Origin of the sequence: Prochlorococcus marinus str. MIT 0912 (assembly GCF_027359595.1) — a bacterium.
Taxonomy (GTDB): Bacteria; Cyanobacteriota; Cyanobacteriia; order PCC-6307; family Cyanobiaceae; genus Prochlorococcus_B; species Prochlorococcus_B marinus_C.
Genome location: NZ_CP114783.1, coordinates 179,804 through 201,838, shown reverse-complemented (window position 1 = coordinate 201,838; position 22,035 = coordinate 179,804). Strand labels below are relative to the sequence as shown.

Below are 22,035 nucleotides of genomic sequence, written 5' to 3'. Positions count from 1 at the left end.
ATAGTCATTTTCTCATTCCCAATTAAATTAAATCATGCAATTCAATGAAATTGTCGAAAAACTAAAACAAGGTCAATCCGGTGTAATTGACTTTAATATAAAAAAAAATCCAGTTATTCTGACTGCGGCTTCTTTAGAAAAAGCTAAAGAAAACGATATAAGTTTTCTAGACAATCATAGTCAATTAAAGCTTAAGAGTCTCATCAAAACTTCAAAAGCATCTGCTCTATTATTGCCAGCTTATGATGATTTTATTATTGAAATAGTAAATCAAGTATCAGTTGATTGGATACTACTTAAAGAGCCTAAGATTGCATTTGCTGAAACACTAGAGTTTCTTTATCCCTCTGAAATAGAAAAAGAGGGTATCCATAAAAGCGCTGTAATCGGTAAAAATGTAAAAATTGGTCCTGAAGTTTCAATCGGAGCTAATGTTTATATTGGAGATAATACAGAAATTGGAGCCGGGAGTATTGTTCATGCAGGCGTTGTTATCTATAAAGAAGTAAGAATCGGAGCGAAAAATTTAATTCACGCAAATAGTGTTATTCATTCTGGATCAACACTTGGAGACGAATGTGTAATCAATGCAAATGCAGTTATTGGTGGTGAAGGTTTTGGATTCGTGCCCACATCAAAAGGATGGAAGAAAATGCCTCAAGTCGGAATAGTTATTTTAAAAAACAAAGTAGAGGTTGGTAGTGGGTCAACCATCGATAGGCCTTCTGTCGGTGAGACAATAATTGGTGAAGACACAAAAATTGATAACCTTGTTCAAATTGGTCATGGAGTAACTATCGGTAAAGGTTGCGCCATGGCGGCTCAAGTAGGTATTGCTGGAGGGGCTCAGATCGGAGACTTAGTTATTCTTGCTGGTCAAGTAGGTGTAAGTAATAGAGTCAAAATTGGAGATAGAGTTATAGCCAGTTCAAAGACAGGTATAGTATCAAATATTGAATCAGGAAAGGTTGTTAGTGGCTTTCCTGCTATTCCAAATAAACTTTGGTTGAGATGCTCTGCTAATTTCAAAAAACTACCTGAGATAGCAAAAGCCATTCGTCAATTAAATAGCAGAAACTCCAGGTAAGTTTTTCCCTTAATTAATAAGAACAAATGAAGTCTTACAAAATAACTTTATTGCCAGGTGATGGAATTGGTCCAGAGATAACAAACGTCACTCATAAAATCCTTGACCTAGTCTCAAGGAAATTTGGCTTTGAAATCAAATTTAAAGAAATGCCTTTTGGTGGATCAGCGATAGATTCAGATGGTATTCCCTTCCCAGATAGAACTCTTCAAGAATGTAAGAACTCTGATGCTGTTTTGTTAGCGGCTATAGGAGACCCAAAGTATGACGAATTACCTAGAGAGAAAAGGCCTGAAACAGGCCTACTCAATCTCAGATCTTCTTTAGATCTTTTTGCAAATATAAGGCCAGTAAAAATAATTCCATCCTTAACAAAAGCAAGTAGCTTGAAAGAAGACTTTGTTAAAGAAGTTGATTTAGTAGTAGTTAGAGAACTTACTAGCGGTATTTACTTTGGAGAGCCAAAAGGAAGGATAAAAACAGAAAAAGGAGAAAGGGCATTTAACACGATGACATACACCTCCGAGGAAGTTAAACGAATAGCAGAAATTGCTTTTAAATTAGCCAAACAAAGAAATCAAAAAGTTTGCTCAGTTGATAAAGCTAATGTTTTAGATGTAAGTCAACTATGGAGAGAGGAAACAATATTGGTGTCTAACAAATACAAAGAGATAGAACTTACGCATCAATATGTAGACAACGCAGCAATGCAACTTGTTAGAAATCCAAGCCAATTTGATGTGATTCTTACAGGTAATTTATTTGGAGATATTCTTAGCGACATTGCAGCCATGCTGACAGGCTCAATTGGCATGCTTCCTTCTGCTTCGTTAACCACTAATGGTCCAGGTGTCTTTGAACCTGTTCATGGCTCAGCTCCTGATATAGCAGGAAAAGATATAGCAAATCCAATAGCAATGCTTTTATCTGCTGCAATGATGTTAAAAATTGCCTTTAATGAAACACAAGCAGCAACTTTTTTAGAAAATGCCATTAACGAGATCCTAACTGAGGGTTATAGAACTTCTGACTTAATGAGCAATCAGACGACTAAACAGGTTGGTTGCTCTCAAATGGGTGAACTATTGGCGGAAAAATTAAATAATTAGTTCACAAATTAAAAATCTCTTCGAATAGTTTCACATTGAGGGTCAGTTGACCTGTAAAAATGAAAGTCAATACATAAGCGTCGATGTCAAAGCTTCACCCAGTAGTAGCTGTAACTGGTTCATCCGGAGCAGGAACAAGCACCGTTAAAAGAGCCTTTGAGCATATATTTGCTCGTGAAAAGATTGTTCCTGCAGTTGTTGAAGGAGATAGTTATCACCGTTTTGAAAGAATGCCTATGAAAAAGGCAATGTCTGAGGCACTTTCAAGAGGTGAAAACTTTTCTCATTTTGGACCAGAGGCAAATTTATTCGACAAATTAGAAGATCTATTCAGTCAATATGGAAAAACTGGCGGAGGTCAGAAAAGATATTATTTACATAGTCCAGAAGAAGCCGAGGAACACAACACTCGTTTAGGAACAAAATTAGATCCAGGTCAATTCACTCCCTGGGAAGATATCCCAACAGGAACCGACCTTTTGTTTTATGAGGGACTACACGGTGGAGTAGTAGGAAAAGATTATGATGTAGCTTCATTCGCTGATTTACTTGTTGGTGTAGTACCAATTACCAATCTCGAATGGATACAAAAAATCCATAGAGATAACGCAGAAAGGGGATACTCAGCCGAAACTATCGTAGATACGATTCTGAGAAGAATGCCTGATTACATTAATCACATATGCCCACAATTTAGTCGAACAGATATCAACTTCCAAAGAGTACCTACAATTGATACGTCAAACCCATTTATTTGCAGAAACATACCTACACCTGACGAAAGTTTTGTAATTATCCATTTTAGAAAAGGTTCAAGAGAAAAATGGGGAATTGACTTCCAGTACTTATTAGGAATGATACACGATTCCTTCATGTCAAGTCCTACAAGTATTGTTGTTAACGGAGGGAAAATGGGATTTGCTATGGAGCTTATTCTTACACCTATTATTCATAAAATGATAGAAGAGAAAAAAGCGGCCGGATAACAAAATCAATCAGTTCAAGCTAATAATATCTATTCTTAATATATAAAGTTAATAATTAATAGTGATTATCATATTCTTTACTTTTATACTTTTATATATTTTGCTTTCTATATCGATAGAAGATATAAACACAATGCTAATTAGTGAAAACAAACTAAGTCTGTTAGCCATAATAGGTATTGTTTACTTGCTATATCAAGGCTTATCAAACGAAAAAATAGATGTTAAAGAATTAATTTTGAATAATTCTTTTTCAATGATTATTATCTTTATAATAATGTATTCAATAAGTTATACAAGTTATAAGATTTTTGGAATAAATTCATTAGGTATGGGTGATATAAAACTCACTTCTATTAGTACAATATGGATTGGTATTGAACTGAGCTTTTTATCAATATGCATTTCATTTTTATTATCAGCTATATATAGTTTATATGGAAAAATTACTAAAAGATTAAAGCCATTTCAACAATTTCCGTTTGCGCCATTTCTATCAATTGGGATATTTTTTTCATGGATTATAGATAAGATTTAAATTTTCTAATAGCTTTAAAGGTACACAAGGTATTAAATTAAATAAATTCAATCACAGAAAAGCAGTGTCCTTATTCGACTGGTTTGCTGATAGAAGGAAAGGCCAATTTGTAGGCAAAGTCACTCAGGAATCTGAAGAAAGTGATGGGCTATGGGAAAAATGCCCAGAATGCGGACAAGTAGTTTATAGAAAAGATTTAATAGATAATTGCAGCGTCTGTAGTAACTGCAATCACCACAATCGGATAGATAGCGAAGAGAGAATAAGAATAATTTCTGATCCAAATACGTTCAAATCAATCAATAATCATTTAACTCCAGTTGACCCTCTAGGTTTTAAAGATCGACGAGCTTACGCAGATAGGCTCAGAGAAAGTCAAGCAAGCACTGGACTTAAAGATGGAGTATTAACAGGGACATGCGAGGTTAATTCTATTCCGATGGCATTAGCCGTAATGGATTTCAGATTCATGGGTGGCTCAATGGGATCTGTTGTAGGGGAGAAGATCACAAGACTTATCGAACATTCAACTAAAGAAAAGCTGCCATTGCTAATTGTTTGCGCTTCGGGTGGTGCGCGAATGCAAGAAGGTATGTTAAGTCTGATGCAAATGGCAAAAATCTCAGGAGCGCTTGAACGACATAGAGATGCACAGTTGCTCTATATGCCTTTGCTTACACATCCCACCACAGGAGGAGTTACTGCTAGCTTTGCCATGCTTGGAGATTTAATACTTGCAGAACCCAAAGCACTTATTGGATTTGCAGGGAGAAGAGTAATTGAACAAACACTGAGAGAAAAACTTCCTGATAATTTTCAAACAGCAGAATATCTTCAAGATCACGGTTTCGTAGATACCATTGTACCAAGAACAGAACTTAAAGAAACTTTGGCAAAGATACTTCGATTACATAAGACAGAAGAGGCAAAGTTACAAACTAATGCTTAATATAAATCAAAAGATCACAAATAAATTTAATTTTCTCTTGAATATATTAGTATTAATATTAGTAATTTTATTAAATAGCAAGAATAAAGCATATGGAGCCAATACTAATTGGGTTGAAGTTAGTCGAGCGCCTGCGGGAGTTCAATATTTAGATATAGATAGTATTGATATTGAAAAAAAAGGAATAATAGAACTAACCACAAAATACATAAAAATTGACTCTATTACTTCAAAGGAAATAGAGGAGAATATTTATATAATGAAAATCAATTGTATGACTAATAAATTCAAGGATATTTCAGTTAATGGTAAAAAGAATTTATCAGCAAAATGGGAAGACGCTAATGGGGATAAACTATTAGATGATTTGATTTCAGATAGCTGCGAAAATGTTTAAACTCATCAATTATTTAAAAGAATGATCAATACAGAAAATCCGCTTCGCATTGCAATTGCAGGACTAGGTTTCGGTGAAAGTGTTCATATTCCTGCATCATTATCTAATAAGAATATTGAGCTTGTGGGATTGTGGCATCCCCGGCCAGAAAGGCTTAAAGAAGCCTCTCAAAAGCACAATCTTTGTGCTTTTGAGAGCTGGAAGGATTTGGTAAATGATTCTGAAGTTGAGGGAATAATCATAGCGACTCCTCCAGCGCCTAGATACGAACTAGCAATGGAGGCAATCAAAGCGGGAAAACATCTTTTACTTGAAAAGCCAACTTGCTTAAATTCTGAAGAGGTAAAAGAGCTTCAAAGAAATGCTCTCAAAAGAAATTTAAAAATTGCTGTCGATTACGAATATCGAGCGGTTCCACTATTCATGCAAGCAAAGAGAATAATTAACGAAAAGAAATTAGATGACCCATATTTTGTAAAACTAGATTGGCTAATGAGTAGCAGAGCTAATCCAGATAGACCATGGAATTGGTATTCAGATGAAGATTCTGGAGGAGGAGTATTGGGTGCGTTAGGCACCCATGCTTTTGACATGATTCATTGGTTGATTGGTCCAACTCATTCTTTAAGCGCGATAAATTCAACTTCAATTAAAGAAAGAGTTTATCCACAATTAAAAACCATTAGAAAAGTAACAAGTGAAGATGTAAGCATTTCTCAACTACAAATAAAAAGCATTAGTAACAATTTGATTCCAGTCCAAGTAAATCTCTCAGCAGTAACAAAACAAAGCAGGGGATTCAGCTTAGAAATTTATGGAAGCAATGGAACTCTTGTTCTTAGCAGCGACAACCAGAACGATTATGTCCACGGATTTGGGCTATGGTATTCAAATAAAGGAGAAGTTCTTAAAAATATTCAACCAGATCCAGACCTTTCTTTTTCAAAAATTTGGACAGATGGACGAATTGCTCCTGTAGCAAGAATCCAAAGCTGGTGGGCTCAAAGCATAAAAGATGGAACACCTATTATCCCAGGGTTGGCTGAGGGGTTAGCCAGCCAAATAGTTTGTGACAAGGTCAAAGAATCAAATTCAATAGGAATGAAGCTTGAAATCAATTAAAGGAATTCACTAATTAAAAAAAAAATTTTTTAGGTGTAATAAGCAACAAAAAGGGCCTTTGATATGGAATAATCTTAAGGAAATTTTTGTTGCATAAATGGCACTCTCGTACTACGCAGAAGAACTAAAGAAAACAGCAAGTGCCATAGCCCAGCCAGGCAAAGGGATTCTTGCTGTTGATGAATCAACTAAAACAGTAGGTAAAAGGCTTGCTTCAATAGGTGTTGAGAACACTGAGGACAACAGAAAAGCATATAGAGGTATGCTTTTCACCACAGAAGGTCTTGGAAACTTCATAAGCGGAGCGATTCTTTTTGAAGAAACTCTTTTCCAGAACCATCCAGATGGTGAGCCAATGGTTAAAAAGCTTGAGAAGCTAGGAATAATTCCAGGAATCAAGGTTGATAAAGGTCTAAGACCATTAGCTGGTGGACACGATGTAGAAACTTTTTGTTCAGGTTTAGATGGTCTTGTTGAAAGAGCTGCTGATTATTACGAGCAAGGTGCAAGATTTGCTAAGTGGAGAGCAGTACTTCAAATAACAGACGATGGTTGTCCTTCTAAACTTTCTATTAGAGAAAATGCTTGGGGTTTAGCAAGATACGCTAGATCAGTACAAGAATCTGGATTGGTTCCTATTATTGAACCAGAAATCTTAATGGATGGTTCACATTCAATTGAAAAGACAGCAGCAGTTCAAGAAGAAGTAATTAAAGAAGTTTACTTAGCTTGCCAGGTAAACGGAGTACTACTAGAGGGAACTCTTCTTAAGCCATCAATGACAGTTCAAGGTGCTGACAGCTCAACAAAAGCTGATCCTCAGCAAGTGGCTGAAATGACAATCCGTACAATGGAACGCTGTGTACCTGCAAGTGTTCCTGGTATTACTTTCCTTTCAGGTGGCTTGAGCGAAGAAGCTGCATCAGTTTATTTAAATCTGATGAATAAGATCGACAGAAAGGCTAAGTGGAATGTTTCATTCTCTTATGGTCGTGCTTTACAACATTCATGTCTAAAAGCATGGAAAGGCTCAAATACTGCTGACGGACAAAAAGCACTTATAGCAAGAGCTCAAGCAAACTCTGAGGCATCAAAAGGGTTGTATGTCGCTGGTTCTCAGCCTTCTTCTGATGAACAGTTATTTGTAGCTGGATACAAGTACTAAACTAAAAAAGCTAACAAAAGGCTGCTATCTCTTGTTTTGATAGCAGCCTTTTTTAATGCCTTGATTTATAAATTCAAGAAAGAAGTGCACTAAGAATTGATTTACCATCAATATTGCCTAAAGCATCATCACAAGCTCTTTCAGGATGTGGCATCATCCCCAAAACATTCCCCTTTTTATTTGTGATTCCAGCTATATCATGGATTGATCCATTTGGATTATCTGCATATCTAAGTGCAATCGAATCATCATCCTGCAATTTTTTCAAGACGTCATGGCTACATTGATATCTCCCTTCTCCATGAGCGATAGGTAGTGAAATAGAATGATGTTTTTTATAATTTTTCATCCAAAATGATTTTGTGCTTTCAATAGATAAATTTGCTCTATCACAAATAAAATGTAGATTCTTATTTCTTGTCAAAGCTCCTTGCAAGAGACCAAGTTCAGTAAGTATTTGAAACCCATTACAAATACCAAGAACTTTTCCACCTTTATCAACAAAAGAGATTAAAGAATTTAAAACAGGTGCAAATCTTGCTATTGCTCCACAACGTAAATAATCTCCATAACTAAACCCCCCTGGAATGACAATTGCGTCATAACCATTTAGATCAGTAGTTTCATGCCATAGAAAACTTGTAGGAATTCCCAGGCATCCTTCAGTAGCCCACCTGACATCCCTGTCACAGTTCGATCCAGGAAAAACAATTATTCCGATATTCATTTTTTTAGTTTATAAGAGTTTTCTGTTCGTCCTTAAATTCCAAAGTCCAATCTTCAATTACGGGGTTTGCGAGCAATCGATCACTCATTAACTCAATCTTCGATCGAGCTTCCTCCTTATTTGCAGCTTCGATCTCAAGTTCAATAGATTTACCAATTCTTAGTTGAGTAATTCCATCTATTCCTAATCTCTTAGTAGCTGACCTAGTAGCCTCTCCCGCCGGATCCAAAACAGAAGGTCTTAAATGAACAAAAACTCTTGCTTTAAATAAAGACACTTTTAAAAATCAAAGAAATTTCCTACTACCTTCCCTTGGTTAACCCAATCTAGAAGGTTACAAAATTATTGTAGATAATATTTGGAAAATTTCTAATTGATACTTTCTAATTGTTCACTTATTAATCCTTTACCAAGGCATGTCAGACAAGTGTGATAACAATTTGGACTAGATTTCATATAACCATTACCACCACATTTAATGCAGGTCTTAAGATTCAAAGCATTGGAAACACTCTGAACTTTCTTTTTTTCGGTAGTGGAAACTGCTTGACTCACGACAAAAAGTCCGGTTAAAAACTAATAAAAATTGATTTAAGAGAATTATCTCCTAACTCACAAAGAATCGCGGATAAAAACAAAAATACAACCTATTTTTAATATAAATATAATAATTTGAACGGATTAATTAAAAGTAAGATTCAAAAGCTTTTTCAACTCCGCCTTTCAGACTCAAAGAGACTAAATCAATCCCAGCCTTAGAAGGTTTCCAAGAATCATAATTCGAGCTCTCAAACCATGAATTAAATCTAGATCCAACCATTTGGATCTGAAGAGGCAAAGCCTTACCTTCTATCCAACATCTACCTTTTATACGAAGAATTTGATATTCCGGAACTAGTTTTACAAGTATTTCTTTCAATAGATCTTTATCAATTGGGAATTCAAATCTTAAATGCTCACTTATTACATCAACATGGTCATGGTCATGGTCATGGTCATGGTCATGGTCATTTTGATCTGATCGAGAAATATTGTTTTGTTCTTTGCAAAGTCCGAGAATTACAGAAGGTTCAATTTTTCCATTAGATATTGGCAGAATATTAGTAATGGAATTCCCTTGTTTTTTCACCTCATCCCTAACCAATGAAAAGCTTTTTGCAGAAAGCAAATCAGACCTACTAATCAAAACGAGATCAGCAGAAATCAATTGATCTCTAAAAAGCTCATTTATTGGAGTTAAATGATCAATACTATTATCATTTGTTATTTGTTCATTAATACTTTTTAAATCACCCACTGGACTTCCGTTTGAGAGAGCATATCCATCAACCAAAGTTACGACACCATTAATGAAAACCTTACTTCTTATTGCAGGCCAATTAAGAGCTTGCAGTAAAGGCTTTGGCAATGCAAGACCACTGGTTTCAATAATGATTCCATCAACCTGATTTGATCTAAGGAGCAAAGCTTCCATTGCAGGCAAGAAGTCCTCTTGAACAGTGCAACATAAACAGCCATTATTCAATTCAACTATTCTTTTATCTACTTCATCATCAGGGCAAAAGCCACAGGTTTTAAGAAGGTCTCCATCTAAGCCTACTGTTCCAAATTCATTAACAACTACAGCTAGACGTTGATGAGCTTCACTTAAAAGATGTCTCAAGAGTGTTGTTTTGCCAGAGCCCAAAAACCCTGTAATCACGGTAACAGGTAGACGACTATCACTCATCTTTATTTTTGCTCAATAAGTCAGCAACCAAGACTATAACTTGTATCCTCGCCGGTCTTTGAATTTGTTCCAGAAGCCATAGAACATAGTTGTTTTTGTTGTATTCGACTTATTACCGCATCTGTAAAGTCAGCCCCTTCAATAAGAGCATCTGTGAAGGTACTTTCCATTAATAATGCACCATTGAAGTCAACATCCCTTAAATCAGCTCCTTCGAAATCAGTTGCATATGCCAAAGCGTCATTTAGCTGCGCACCATGCAAATCTGCTCTATTCAATTTACTATTATTAAACACTGCTCCTGTCAGGTTTGATTCACTGAAATTTATGCCCTTCAGATCTAGTTTTACGAAATCATTTCCACTTAAATCCTGGCTAGACATATCCTGGGAAATATTCAGTTCTTCTTGATTGCGAATCTCAGCAGGCGTTCTAGCGAAAACACTTTGATCAGGAAAGATCAAAACAAAAATAAGTAGTGAAGCAAAAACAATTGCTTTAAAATCAGGGAAAGAAGTTTTTTTGTTCATTGGAGCTTAAAAGGACTTTTAACAGGTAACTTACTTATTCACGTTATGGCAAAAAGGGCCAAGAATGAATCATGTCAATGAGCTTAAGAGTAATAGTTCCTCCGCACCCACTCATATCACATTGGTTAACTATCTTAAGGAACCCTACTACCCCAGAAATCCTCTATGCAACTGGCTTAGAACAACTTGGTACCTGGCTCACTTATGAAGCTCTGAGAGATTGGATCCCAAGTAAAAAAGAACAGATAACTACTTCAGCAGGAACAACTGAATGTTCAATTATTGATCCAAATATTCCTATTTTGGCAATTCCTTATTTGCCTGCAGGGCTTGAGCTCTTTAGAGGTGCTAGAAATTTAATTCCTAATTCAAATTTATGTATTGGCGGGCTCCCTAAAGAAATTGAGGAAAATGCAGGAATTATTTTTTACCTAGATCAAATAACAACCGGTAAACAACTTTTAAAAGATTTAAATTATCTTAAAGATAAAAAAATTGATGCAAGAAGGATAAGAGTGATTACAGCATTAGCAGCTAATCAAGGACTTAAAGAAGTCGGTGAAAATATTCAAGATTTGAATATTTATTGTGCTTGTATAGATCCTGAATTAATATCAGAAAGTGAACTATCACCCGGAATAGGTGATCCATCATTACGTATAAAAACCAGAGTCACCTCATCGGACTAGCATTTAAAGAAGTTATTCAAAGCTATGAGCCAATACCGAGATTCAAATTCAGGAAGTTTGGCATCATTAATTAGTGGTGCCATACTTGGAGCTGCAGGTCTAGCTTGGTGGTTACTTTCTGAAGCCGAGAAAAGGCAAGAAACCAGAAAGCAAAAGGCAATGCTTTATGCACCAAGAATTCAAGATGGCTCTGAGGCAACCGAATTAGAATCAAATACTCTAGGGAATCAAAGCAACGAGCACCTTGAGCAACGTGTTGAACAGCTTAATTCGGCAATAGCAGACGTACGGAAACAATTAGAAGACCTGGGATCTTCTAATTAATTCTAAATTTTAAACAATTAAATAAAAATCAAATGCTTAGATCAAATGCGATAACACAGGGTATTCAACGGTCACCGAACAGAGCAATGCTTAGAGCTGTTGGCTTTGATGATAATGACTTTAATAAGCCAATCATTGGAATCGCTAATGGTCACAGCACAATAACCCCATGCAATATGGGATTAATGGATCTGGCTAATAGAGCAGAAGCCGCTTTAAAAGATGCTGGTGCAATGCCTCAAACATTCGGGACCATAACTGTTAGTGACGGCATCTCTATGGGAACAGAAGGGATGAAATATTCATTAGTTTCAAGAGAGGTTATTGCTGACGCAATTGAGACAGCATGCAATGCTCAAAGCATGGATGGTGTATTAGCAATAGGTGGATGCGACAAAAACATGCCCGGCGCAATGTTATCCATGGCAAGAATGAATATACCTTCGATCTTTGTTTACGGAGGAACAATTAAGCCTGGGAAATTAGACGGTTGCGACCTAACAGTAGTTAGTTCTTTTGAAGCTGTCGGTCAATTAACAAGTGGAAAAATCGACGAAGAACGTTTAATAGCAGTAGAAAAAAATGCTATCCCTGGTCCGGGTAGTTGTGGTGGCATGTTCACTGCAAACACCATGTCTGCGGCAATTGAAACGATGGGTTTTAGTTTGCCATTTAGTTCAACAATGGCAGCTGTAGATAATGAAAAAGCAGAGAGCGCTGCCAAGAGTGCTCAGGTGCTTGTCAAAGCAGTTAAAAACAACATAAGACCATTAGATTTACTCACAAAAAAGGCTTTTGAGAATGCGATCAGTGTCATCATGGCTGTTGGTGGCTCAACAAATTCTGTCCTTCACCTACTTGCAATAGCGAGGACCGCAGGAGTTGATTTAACAATCGATGACTTTGAACGTATTAGACAAACTGTTCCTGTAATTTGCGACCTCAAGCCAAGCGGTAAATACGTAACGGTAGACCTGCATCAAGCCGGGGGGATTCCTCAAGTAATGAAATTACTCCTCGATGCAGGAATGCTTCATGGAGAATGCAAAACTATTGAAGGTAAAACAATTAAAGAAGTTCTTACAGATATCCCCTCAAAGCCCAAAGAAAATCAAGATGTTATAAGAGCAATATCAAATCCTATTTATAAGAAAGGACATCTAGCTATTCTCAAAGGAAATTTAGCTAGTGAAGGAAGTGTCGCAAAAATCAGTGGGGTCAAAACACCTGTTTTAACAGGACCTGCAAGGGTTTTCGAGAGTGAAGAAGAATGCTTAGCTGCAATTCTAGACAATAAAGTCAAAGCTGGAGATGTAGTAGTCGTTAGATATGAAGGGCCTGTAGGAGGACCAGGGATGAGAGAAATGCTCTCTCCAACTTCAGCAATTGTAGGTCAAGGGTTGGGAGAGAAAGTTGCACTAATTACAGACGGTCGATTTAGTGGGGGATCATATGGATTAGTGGTCGGCCACGTTGCACCAGAAGCAGCAGTTGGAGGAACAATTGGGTTAGTAGAGGAAGGAGACAGTATTACTGTTGACGCTAATAAATTGTTAATTCAGTTAAATGTTGAAGACCGAGAACTAGCTAGAAGGAGAGAGAATTGGAAGAAGCCAAAGCCTAGATATAAGACAGGCATTCTTGGAAAGTATTCCAGACTAGTAAGTTCATCAAGCCAAGGAGCTACAACCGATCAAATATAGTTCAGTTTAACGAAACCTTAAAAACTGTACTGAGTCTTCTCGCAAGGGACTCAAAAGGTTTTCCATATGAGGGCGTTTCGCATTGAACACCAGAAGAGCTATCCATCCAAACAGCATGCTTCCCTTGCCATAATATCGGCCTATCAATTAGTGATTTCCAAGATATAGTCAGATTTACTTCATTCCCACTCTTATACACTTCAATTTCAATATCCATAGATTCTTCTCTTTCGCCATCTATATTTCTAGATTGAATTTTAAAAATCAAGTCATCAAGCTCATTATCATCATCTAATTGATTTTCTAAAAAAACAGAATGAACATATGGCTTCATACAAAGGTCTGCTGCTTTGGCAACTTCAGCTATCAAGCCATCTTTCGAATCAGGAGTATGCACTAATTGACTTAATTAAGACTTTGATAGGACCAGCATAAAATCCTGAGTTCATTTTGCCTGGCTGACCAAATTTTGAATGGAGTACTTGAAATCTATTAATACAAGTGGGATCAAAACTAAGAGGTAGCTGAACAGGCTTTGCTCGACGAGCTGGTTCCAAATCTTTGAAAGATATTTTTATTTTACTAACTCCATTTTTCTTTGTGGGTATTGATGCAACCCAACGAATATCACCTTTTAGAAGATTTGATAGTGATAAAGGTTTCTTTTCACAAGCAATCGCAAATTTCAATGTTCTCCCTTCTCCTTCAACATCAAGAATTAATCCAGAATATTTGGAAAGATCAAAAGGCTTATCAAAAATTGGAGAGCGGCAACTAACAAATCCTCCTCCCTCTTCTACCAAGTTACCCTCAAGAAACAAGCCTTTCTCAGAAGAACGACAAGTTGCAAAACTTGACCCGCCCATAATTGTGTCATTTAGAGATTTCCAATCTGAAAATTCTGAACCCTGTATCAGAGGAGTTATTGAACTTTCTGTCGGTGGTAAATCAGGAATCAATTAAGAAATACTTTTCAACTCATATAATAAACCTAACTAGAAAGATGGATAAGCATCTTTATCAGCTAAGACAATAATTTCAGAGTTGGGTGAAACTAATTTTGCGGGAGTTCGCTCCCATGATTCTGATTGATCAAGTAGACGTTTAAGAGCAATTTGTTTGGCAGATCCACTAATTAGAAAAACCACATTATCTGCTGAACTGAGCAATTTACTGGTAAAGGTTATTCTTTTATGACCTTTACCTTCGCCAACAGTTATTAGGCTATCTCTTTCAAATAATGCATCCGAGCCAGGAAAGAGGGAGGCTGTATGCCCATCATCCCCCAAGCCCAATAAAATCAAATCAAATTTTGGTGGATCCCCATCTAAATTATTTCTCAAAATTGTTTCATAATCATTAGCACTATCCTCTGGCGATGGTAAATCAACAGTTGAAACACTAAAAAATGATGCTTCTAGAGAAGGGTTACCTTCTTTAAACAAAGAATTATTCAATAAAAAGCAATTACTATCTTGCGATTCATTGTCAACCCATCTTTCATCTCCAAGAAACAAATCGACGTTAGTCCATTCAAGTTTGTTTTTACCTAACAAAGAATAAGCAGCCTTAGGAGTGGAACCACCACAAAGTGCAATTTTTGCTCTTGTTTTATTTTTCAAAGTTGACTGAATAATCTGAGTTATCAAATCTGAAGCAGCAAGAGCGAGAGAGTTTTTGTCTTCTGAAACTTGGATTTCATATTTAGTCATTGATATCAGTCAATCCATTCAGTGTGAAATGATCCGGCTTTGTCTACGCGCTCATATGTATGAGAGCCAAAACAATCTCTCATTGCCTGAACTAAGTTTTGGGGAAGTCTGGAGGTTCTTAAGCTATTTATATAATCAAGAGTGCTACTTAAACATGGAACTGGAATTCCAGCATTTGCAGCAGCAGAAACAACCTTAGTAAGGCCCGAAAGACGATTGTTAACCTGATCGGTAAACCAACTATCTAGAATAAGATTCGTCAACCTCGGATCTTTCTTAAAAGCATCTTGTATACGACTCAAAAGAGTAGACCTTATTATGCAACCACCTTTCCATATTTGAGCTATGGAGGGCATATCAAGATTGTAATTATATTCTTCAGAAGCAAGCCTTAGAATATCCATGCCTTGGGCATAACTAGCAATTGTAGCCAATACGACTGCATCCATTAGCAAAGGCATGCCATCAGAGGGTTTACCAAAATCAACAAACGAAGGTTTATTGCCGTTCAAAAGTGTTTCCGCATAATTTCTTTGATCCTTCATCGAACTCATAACCCTTCCATTCAAAGATGCATAGATAGTTGGGACAGAAGCTCCAAGTTCAAGCGCGCTGACAACTGTCCATAAGCCAGTACCTTTTTGACCCGCCTTATCCATTATCTTTTCGACAAGATCGGAACTATCATCAGGATCCTTAACTCGTAAACATGCCTCTGTAATTTCAACAAGATAGGAGGAAAGTTCTTCGGTTTTATTCCAATAGCCCATAACAGATGCCATATCATCACCAGTCATTCCACAAACTCTCTTCATCAAGTCATAGGCCTCTGCCAATATCTGCTCGATTCCATATTCAATTCCATTGTGAACGGTCTTAACAAAATGACCTGATCCCCCCGGACCGATGTATGTCACACAAGGTCCGTCTTCTACCTGAGCTGCCATTTTGTTCAACAAGCTCTCAATAGCATCGTAAGAGGTCTTTGTGCCACCCGGCATCATGCTAGGTCCTTCCAAAGCTCCCTTCGCCCCACCAGATACACCCATACCGATGTATCCAAAACTCTTACTCTCAAGTTCTTTTACTCTTCTTTCTGTATCCATAAATTGGGCATTGCCCCCATCAATAAGCAAATCGCCTTCTTCAAGGTAAGGTGAAATTTGATTAATGACAGCATCAGTAGCGGCTCCAGCTTTAACCATCATTAATACTCTTCTTGGACGTTCCAGCTTTGATACAAATTCTTGAAGATCCTCAGCTCCTTGAATTGATTTATTTAAACCTCTACCTAAGAGAAATTCTTCAGTTTTTTTATAAGTACGGTTAAACACCACACTAGAAAACCCATTCCGCTCTGCATTAAGAACAAGATTCTCTCCCATTACTCCAAGACCGATTAATCCAAAATGTGCCTTGGTCATTAAGTTAATAAGTTTATACTTGAGTTAGTGTGACGACTGTGTAATCATTTCGCTGCATTAAATAGCCTAATGTCAGGAATGAAGGATTCTTTAATAAATGTTTGATAATAAAATCTTAAAAAAACTAGGCTTATTAAATTTCTAAAACATTAAATCAATCAAATAATAGTTCCATCTGGAATTGTGGCATTTTTGACGATAACAACTATTCCATTACGAATATAAAAACCTTGATCTGCTCGATCAGCTTCTTCCACATTATCTTTGTTTACTATCGTCACATTGTCCCCTATTCGAGCATTTTTATCGAGGATCGCTCTTTTAACCGTTGTTCCCTGTCCTACACCTAAGGGAATACCTCCTCCATTTCTTAGCGCTATTCTCTCTTCATAAGACTCATAAAAATCAGATCCCATAACCAGAGTTTCATTAAGAACAACGTCACTTTCAATTCGACTCCTTACGCCCAATACACAATGGTGAATACTACATGATTTAAGTATTGATCCCTCGGAAACTATTGAATCAGTTATTTGGGTATCTACAATTTTTGAAGGTGGGAGATATCTAGGCCTAGTGTAAATAGGGAACTTTTCATCATAAAAGCTAAATGGCGGTGTCGGTTGCTGAGTTAAAGCTAAATTTGATTCAAAAAATGCACCAATAGTTCCGATATCCTCCCAATAATCATTAAACACATAACTTTTGAGCTTATCTCCTCTGCCTAAAGCTTCAGGAATAATTTCTTTTCCAAAATCTGTATAGGAGGGGAATTTATTTAATAAGTCAAAAAGAGTGGAACGACTAAAAACATAAATTCCCATTGAAGCCAAATAAGGTTTTTCTTTAGCCTCACTTGCTTCCAATCCAAACCTTGAAGTATCTACTGCCATTGCTTTCAAAGAATCACCAGTTGGTTTTTCACGAAATTCCTTAATATTCCCAGATTCATCAGTTCGCATCAAACCAAATGCTTCAGCTTGAGCTGAATCAACTGGCAAGGCGGCAACTGTTAAATCTGCTCCTGTTTTTCTATGCTGTTCAACAAATAGGCTGTAATCCATTCGATAAAGCTGATCTCCAGAGAGAATCAAATATTCATCAACATCCCACTCCTGAAAAAGCCATTGATATTTTCTTACAGCATCAGCAGTTCCCTCAAACCAAGATGGTGTTTCAGGTGTCTGCTGAGCAGCTAAAACCTCAACGAAACCTTGACCAAAAGGTCCGCTGAGATTATAAGTTTGCCCAATATGCCTATTAAGAGAAGCGCTATTGAATTGCGTTAGAACATACATTTTACTGATGTCCGAATTTATGCAATTACTTATAGGAATATCTATTAGTCGATATTTACCCGCTAATGGAACAGCGGGCTTGGCCCTCATTTTCGTTAATGGATATAGGCGTGATCCTTTACCACCGCCAAGAATTATGGCAAGTACTCTCTTCATGAAGGCACTATTAATCGGCTATTCGGAGCAAACCTACTGGATAGAGTGCTCATTAATCCAGAAAAAAGTGATCTGTAGTAAGAAATTCAAAAGTTAATAACAATATCAATTGTTTTTAGGCTTGTTTAAAGAACTAGAAACATCAAGATTAAAAAGTTTTTCAATCACATCAAGAGAATCTCTACGATCGTTCCTTGATTGAGGTGCTCTCAATTTTGTCACTGGAGTATGCAGTATTTTGTTAATGATGCCCTTACTTAATGCTTCGACAACTTTTCGTTCTCTAGCAGAGAAATCAGGTCCCATTCTGCTTAATGCCTTCTGAAGCTCTTCTTTTCTAATTGCCTCCAAACCAGATCTAAGGCAATTAATAGTTGGAACAGCCGCTAAACTATCCCACCATTCTAGAAAAATACGACATTCTTCCTCTATCAATCCTTCTGCTTCTAAGGCGAGCTTTTGTCTTGCCTCTTGATTTCTTGAAACAACTTCTTGAAGGTCATCAACATCATGAGATTCAATTCCAGAAACTGATTTTGCATCAGAAGAAATATTTCTCGGAACTCCAATATCAATAAGCCTTAACAAAGGTTTTCTATCTATTTTTATCAATTTTTCAGCATCAATAATTGGCTCATTAGCAGCTGTACTAGTAAAGACAAGAGTACTGAGTGATAGACAACTATCAAGCTGATCTATTAATTGACAATCAATTTGAATATCGGGAAAAGCTGCTGAAAGATCCTCGGCCCTTTTTTTAGTTCTATTTAAAAGGGTCAGTGAACAACATCCTTTTGATTGGAGATGTTGTAACAATAAACGGCTCATTCTTCCAGCGCCAACTACAGCAACCTTTTCGGTTTCTAAGGTCATCAATTGGTCTCTACCATGCGCTTGGCCAAGTTTTAATTGAGCCAGCTCTACAGCCGCAGAGCTTATAGAAACAGCTCCAGTTCCAAGATTTGTCTCGCTTCTTACCCTTTTACCAGTACTAACTGCCTGAGTTAATAATCTATTCAAGATAGGACCTAGACTTTGATGATCTTGGCCAAGACGGACCATTTTTTTTACTTGAGAAAGGATCTGTCCTTCACCTAAAACCAAACTATCCAAACCAGCGGAAACTCTCATCACATGAGAAACAGCTTTCTCTTGGACAAAATTAAATAAGTGTGGGGAGAGAATCTCTTCCTCAAGGCCCGAAAATTCAAGAAGAAAAGATTTAATTGCTTCTATTCCCAACTGCGGGTCCTTAACTAAACTATAAATCTCTAGCCTGTTACATGTACTCAGTATTGAAACTTCAAGTATTTGATCAATTTTCTTTAAATTATTAAAAGATTTTTCAACGAGGTCTTCTGGGATACTTAGCTTTTCGCGCACTTCGACTGGGGCCGTGCGATGGCTAAGACCGACGACAGCAATATGCATAAATAGCCCCTTACTTCATTTACTTAGATTTCACTTCAAAGAGATGCTTTGAGCACCATCTTTGATGTGAACCGTATTGGTGAATCTTGCTGTCTGATCAAGCGTACTAATAACAAGGCTGCTAGTTCTAGTGCAATCTTTTTCAAATTTAACACCATCAAAAAGCAATCCATCTGTTATTCCGCTACCAGCAAAAACAACATTTTCTCCTGAAGCAAGTTCATTAGCTTCATAGATCTTGTCAATATCAGTTATGCCCATTTCGTTCAATCTTTTAATATTTCCCTCTTTTGTATAGTCGGCCCATTCTGATGTTTGAGCGATAGCAGGATCATAAACAAGTTGTCCCTGAAAATGCCCCCCAAGTGCCCTCATAGCAGCGGCTGAAATAACTCCCTCGGGAGCAGCACCAATACCCATTAAACAATGTGTACCAGTCCCCTCAAATCCACATGCAATTGCTGCCTGGACATCCCCATCTGAAATAGGCTGAATCCTGGCACCTGTAGATCTGATTTCGGAAACCAAATTTTTATGTCTAGCTCTATCCATAACAACAATAGTTAAATCACTTATTGCAATACCCAAGCAATCACTCAGGATTTTTATATTTTCGGTCGGAGTTTTTCTGATATCAACTTTGCCCTTAGCTGCTGGTGGAGCAGCTAATTTGTTCATATAAAAATCTGGAGCATTGAATAAACCACCCCTGTCTGATGCAGCAAGAACAGCCATAGATCCACGCTGGCTGTTGGCACATAAATTTGTCCCTTCGCATGGATCTACAGCGAAGTCAACGCCTGGGCCTGTGCCTGATCCAACTTCTTCTCCGATATAAAGCATTGGAGCTTCATCTCTTTCTCCTTCACCAATTACGATCCTTCCTTGCATCTGAATCGTTCCCATTCTCTTTCGCATTGCCTCTACGGCTGCGGCATCAGCTTCATCTTTTTGACCTAAACCAGTCAATTGAGCAGAAGCAATTGCAGCTTGCTCAACTACTTCAAGAATTTCTTGGACGAGAGTACGATCCACTTTTTGCAGTTAGGTAAAGAAATTTACGCCTTAAGGCAGACAATATTGTAAGTAATTGAGGGCATTGAAAAATGCTCAGAAAAAAGTACTCACAAAAAACTTATTATCTGTTGATAAGCAATAATTACTGTATCAGTGCATGGTCACAATAGAACTTGTGACCATGAATTAATAGAATCTCTGCCAAAAGACAAAAACAATGATCCAATCCATTTCTTCATCAATTTTTTCTGAACATCGTCCAGTTCAAATAATCCCTTCAGTATTGCCAGCAGACTGGGCAAATATGGGCCAGTGCGTAAAAGACCTTGAATTAGCAGGCGTAGACAGAATTCAATTCGATGTGATGGATGGGAACTTTGTTCCAAATCTCACATTTGGCCCAGAAATGATTTCTGCATGCAGAAAGTATTGCAAAGTTCCATTTGAGACTCAGTTAATGGTTAGTCAATACAATTGTGAAACAATGCTTGATGGATATGTAGAAGCAAGTAAGGGTTCAAACGGAGAGCCAGGAGTTGTAATTGCTCATGCTGAAGCTAATGTTCACCTCCATAGAATTCTAGGCAGGATTCGTCAACTAGGGGGGTCTCCTTCCGTAGCCCTTAATCCTCATACTCCAATGGATATGGTCAAGGATGTACTTGATATGGTTGATCACGTACTAGTAATGACAGTTAACCCTGGATTTGGCGGGCAAGCTTATATTCCAACAATGCTCAACAAAATCACTCAGTTAAGAAAAATAATTTTAGAGAATGGATACAACGTAGATATAGAGGTTGATGGAGGAATAAAAGCAGATTGGTCATTGTCTCAATGCTGCGCTGCAGGAGCAAACTGTTTCATAGCCGGAAGTGGTATGTTTGCTTACCCAACGCTTAAAGAAGGTTGTGATGCACTTAGAAAAGTTGCGAATGACGCACAGAATGGAATAATTTTAGAAAAATAGTAAATTACAATTAACTCTTAAGCGTCAAAGAACCAACCATAACTGTGTAAACCAACCCCAAGGAGGTTGACTCCTATATAGCAAACAATAATCAAGAAAAAGCCTGTTATAGCAAGCAATGCAGGCTTTTTCCCTTGCCATCCCCTTGTAATCCTAGTATGCAAATAAGCAGCATAAACCAACCAACATATTAAAGCCCAGGTTTCTTTAGGATCCCAACTCCACCAACTACCCCAAGCTTCATTAGCCCAAACAGCACCACTAATCAGACCAACTGTAAGCAACAAAAATCCAGCAGTTATTGATCTGTAACTCAATGAATCAAGCTGCTCAGCATTTGTAAATTCAACCGGTTGTATTGAATTTAAGTTTTCATTTCTGCCATTTAAATAGACCTCAGAGCTTTGCCTAAACGAACCAGAACCAAAGGAACTATTACGAATATTGAATTGTTTTTTTCCATCAACAAGAAAGACCCCAAAAGACAAAATTGAACCTATTAGTAGTGCAGCATAAGAAGACATAATTACACTCACATGCATTATCAACCAACTAGAACGAAGCGCTGGAACTAAAGGAGCAGAGGATTGCAAATTCTCTGGCAAGACAAAACTAGCGAACCCTATTGAAAGAAGAGATATAGGTGTCGCAACAGCTGAAACGATCGGAGATTTCCATGCCCTTTCAACAAAAAGTTGCGTTAACGTACAACCCCAAGTCAAAAAGCAAAGGGACTCATAAAGATTACTAATTGGGAAATGTCCCGATTGCAACCATCGCAGAATCAATTGACAAGTAAGAGAAATATTTGCAATTGCAATTAAAAATTTTATAAAAGAAGAATTGCGATCACCAGCAACGGACCAAAAAGAAATAGGTAGCGATATCAATAAGACAAAGAAAGCTAATAATCCTAAACCTAAAATAGGATCTCCGATAAAATAAGAAGTTAAGTCCTTCAAGATTGAAAAA

25 protein-coding genes are annotated in these 22,035 nt (G+C 37.2%); 12 read left to right on the top strand and 13 right to left on the bottom strand.

Features of this window, described 5'->3' with window-relative positions; all coding sequences use genetic code 11:
* Positions 1 to 34 precede the first annotated feature (34 nt).
* The 8 genes from lpxD to O5640_RS01000 all read left to right on the top strand — a co-directional run bounded on the left by lpxD (position 35) and on the right by O5640_RS01000 (position 7,353).
* Complete coding sequence (gene lpxD / locus O5640_RS01035) at positions 35 to 1,087, top strand: UDP-3-O-(3-hydroxymyristoyl)glucosamine N-acyltransferase (protein ID WP_269612714.1); 1,053 nt, start codon at positions 35 to 37, stop codon at positions 1,085 to 1,087.
* Positions 1,088 to 1,113: 26 nt separating this feature from the next.
* Positions 1,114 to 2,196, top strand: coding sequence for a 3-isopropylmalate dehydrogenase (gene leuB, locus O5640_RS01030; protein WP_269612713.1), 1,083 nt, complete (start codon positions 1,114 to 1,116; stop codon positions 2,194 to 2,196).
* A gap of 83 nt (positions 2,197 to 2,279) precedes the next feature.
* A complete protein-coding gene (locus tag O5640_RS01025) occupies positions 2,280 to 3,182 on the top strand; it encodes a phosphoribulokinase (protein ID WP_269612712.1) in 903 nt (300 codons plus the stop codon).
* Between the two features lie 61 nt (positions 3,183 to 3,243).
* Positions 3,244 to 3,720 (top strand): prepilin peptidase, encoded by a 477-nt coding sequence (locus tag O5640_RS01020; RefSeq protein ID WP_269612710.1) that lies wholly within the window; start codon positions 3,244 to 3,246, stop codon positions 3,718 to 3,720.
* A gap of 64 nt (positions 3,721 to 3,784) precedes the next feature.
* Positions 3,785 to 4,669 carry an acetyl-CoA carboxylase, carboxyltransferase subunit beta gene (gene accD / locus O5640_RS01015; RefSeq protein WP_269612709.1) on the top strand — a complete coding sequence of 295 codons (885 nt, stop codon included), beginning with the start codon at positions 3,785 to 3,787 and terminating at the stop codon, positions 4,667 to 4,669.
* On the top strand, positions 4,662 to 5,066 hold the full coding sequence (locus tag O5640_RS01010; RefSeq protein WP_269612708.1) for a hypothetical protein: 405 nt from the start codon (positions 4,662 to 4,664) through the stop codon (positions 5,064 to 5,066). Before accD ends, O5640_RS01010 begins: the two co-directional genes overlap by 8 nt.
* A 21-nt stretch (positions 5,067 to 5,087) precedes the next feature.
* On the top strand, positions 5,088 to 6,188 hold the full coding sequence (locus O5640_RS01005) for a Gfo/Idh/MocA family protein (protein WP_269612707.1): 1,101 nt from the start codon (positions 5,088 to 5,090) through the stop codon (positions 6,186 to 6,188).
* Between the two features lie 97 nt (positions 6,189 to 6,285).
* Positions 6,286 to 7,353: a class I fructose-bisphosphate aldolase gene (locus O5640_RS01000; protein ID WP_158466423.1), complete on the top strand. Its 1,068-nt coding sequence runs from the start codon at positions 6,286 to 6,288 to the stop codon at positions 7,351 to 7,353.
* Between the two features lie 73 nt (positions 7,354 to 7,426).
* Here the strand turns inward: O5640_RS01000 and purQ are convergent, their stop codons facing one another.
* The 5 genes from purQ to O5640_RS00975 all read right to left on the bottom strand — a co-directional run bounded on the left by purQ (position 7,427) and on the right by O5640_RS00975 (position 10,339).
* Entirely contained in the window at positions 7,427 to 8,080 is a 654-nt protein-coding gene (purQ, locus tag O5640_RS00995; protein ID WP_269612706.1) for a phosphoribosylformylglycinamidine synthase subunit PurQ, read from the bottom strand.
* Positions 8,081 to 8,084: 4 nt separating this feature from the next.
* A complete protein-coding gene (purS, locus tag O5640_RS00990; RefSeq protein WP_269612705.1) occupies positions 8,085 to 8,357 on the bottom strand; it encodes a phosphoribosylformylglycinamidine synthase subunit PurS in 273 nt (90 codons plus the stop codon).
* 92 nt (positions 8,358 to 8,449) lie between these two features.
* Positions 8,450 to 8,635 (bottom strand): hypothetical protein, encoded by a 186-nt coding sequence (locus O5640_RS00985; protein WP_269612703.1) that lies wholly within the window; start codon positions 8,633 to 8,635, stop codon positions 8,450 to 8,452.
* A gap of 130 nt (positions 8,636 to 8,765) precedes the next feature.
* Positions 8,766 to 9,809 (bottom strand): cobalamin biosynthesis protein CobW, encoded by a 1,044-nt coding sequence (gene cobW / locus O5640_RS00980; protein WP_269612701.1) that lies wholly within the window; start codon positions 9,807 to 9,809, stop codon positions 8,766 to 8,768.
* A 20-nt stretch (positions 9,810 to 9,829) separates the two neighbouring features.
* Positions 9,830 to 10,339, bottom strand: a complete 510-nt coding sequence (locus tag O5640_RS00975; protein ID WP_269612699.1) for a pentapeptide repeat-containing protein — start codon at positions 10,337 to 10,339, stop codon at positions 9,830 to 9,832.
* A gap of 71 nt (positions 10,340 to 10,410) precedes the next feature.
* On the opposite strand from O5640_RS00975, the gene O5640_RS00970 reads away from it, so the two are divergent.
* The 3 genes from O5640_RS00970 to ilvD are packed head-to-tail and all read left to right on the top strand — an operon-like array spanning position 10,411 to position 13,055.
* A complete protein-coding gene (locus O5640_RS00970; protein WP_269612698.1) occupies positions 10,411 to 11,028 on the top strand; it encodes a uracil phosphoribosyltransferase in 618 nt (205 codons plus the stop codon).
* Between the two features lie 24 nt (positions 11,029 to 11,052).
* The gene (locus tag O5640_RS00965; RefSeq protein ID WP_269612697.1) at positions 11,053 to 11,352 is read left to right on the top strand and encodes a hypothetical protein; all 300 of its coding nucleotides are present in this window, start codon (positions 11,053 to 11,055) and stop codon (positions 11,350 to 11,352) included.
* A gap of 32 nt (positions 11,353 to 11,384) precedes the next feature.
* Positions 11,385 to 13,055, top strand: a complete 1,671-nt coding sequence (ilvD, locus tag O5640_RS00960; protein WP_269612695.1) for a dihydroxy-acid dehydratase — start codon at positions 11,385 to 11,387, stop codon at positions 13,053 to 13,055.
* Position 13,056: 1 nt separating this feature from the next.
* Here the strand turns inward: ilvD and O5640_RS00955 are convergent, their stop codons facing one another.
* The 7 genes from O5640_RS00955 to glpX all read right to left on the bottom strand — a co-directional run bounded on the left by O5640_RS00955 (position 13,057) and on the right by glpX (position 20,111).
* Positions 13,057 to 13,452, bottom strand: coding sequence for a coat protein (locus tag O5640_RS00955; protein WP_269612694.1), 396 nt, complete (start codon positions 13,450 to 13,452; stop codon positions 13,057 to 13,059).
* Entirely contained in the window at positions 13,439 to 14,014 is a 576-nt protein-coding gene (locus O5640_RS00950) for a CIA30 family protein (protein WP_269612693.1), read from the bottom strand. The genes O5640_RS00955 and O5640_RS00950 overlap by 14 nt, the downstream gene beginning before the upstream one ends.
* A 36-nt stretch (positions 14,015 to 14,050) precedes the next feature.
* Entirely contained in the window at positions 14,051 to 14,767 is a 717-nt protein-coding gene (gene pgl, locus O5640_RS00945) for a 6-phosphogluconolactonase (RefSeq protein WP_269612692.1), read from the bottom strand.
* A 5-nt stretch (positions 14,768 to 14,772) separates the two neighbouring features.
* Complete coding sequence (gene gndA, locus O5640_RS00940; protein ID WP_269612691.1) at positions 14,773 to 16,191, bottom strand: NADP-dependent phosphogluconate dehydrogenase; 1,419 nt, start codon at positions 16,189 to 16,191, stop codon at positions 14,773 to 14,775.
* Positions 16,192 to 16,349: 158 nt separating this feature from the next.
* Complete coding sequence (locus tag O5640_RS00935; RefSeq protein ID WP_269612690.1) at positions 16,350 to 17,645, bottom strand: glucose-1-phosphate adenylyltransferase; 1,296 nt, start codon at positions 17,643 to 17,645, stop codon at positions 16,350 to 16,352.
* Positions 17,646 to 17,750: 105 nt separating this feature from the next.
* Positions 17,751 to 19,076 (bottom strand): glutamyl-tRNA reductase, encoded by a 1,326-nt coding sequence (locus O5640_RS00930; protein WP_269612689.1) that lies wholly within the window; start codon positions 19,074 to 19,076, stop codon positions 17,751 to 17,753.
* 30 nt (positions 19,077 to 19,106) lie between these two features.
* A complete protein-coding gene (glpX, locus tag O5640_RS00925; RefSeq protein ID WP_269612688.1) occupies positions 19,107 to 20,111 on the bottom strand; it encodes a class II fructose-bisphosphatase in 1,005 nt (334 codons plus the stop codon).
* Positions 20,112 to 20,310: 199 nt separating this feature from the next.
* Here glpX and rpe point away from each other — a divergent pair, with 199 nt between their 5' ends.
* Entirely contained in the window at positions 20,311 to 21,063 is a 753-nt protein-coding gene (gene rpe, locus O5640_RS00920) for a ribulose-phosphate 3-epimerase (protein WP_269612687.1), read from the top strand.
* A gap of 17 nt (positions 21,064 to 21,080) precedes the next feature.
* Here rpe and ccsB read toward each other — a convergent pair whose 3' ends face one another.
* Positions 21,081 to 22,028, bottom strand: a complete 948-nt coding sequence (gene ccsB, locus O5640_RS00915) for a c-type cytochrome biogenesis protein CcsB (RefSeq protein ID WP_269613769.1) — start codon at positions 22,026 to 22,028, stop codon at positions 21,081 to 21,083.
* Positions 22,029 to 22,035: the final 7 nt, after the last annotated feature.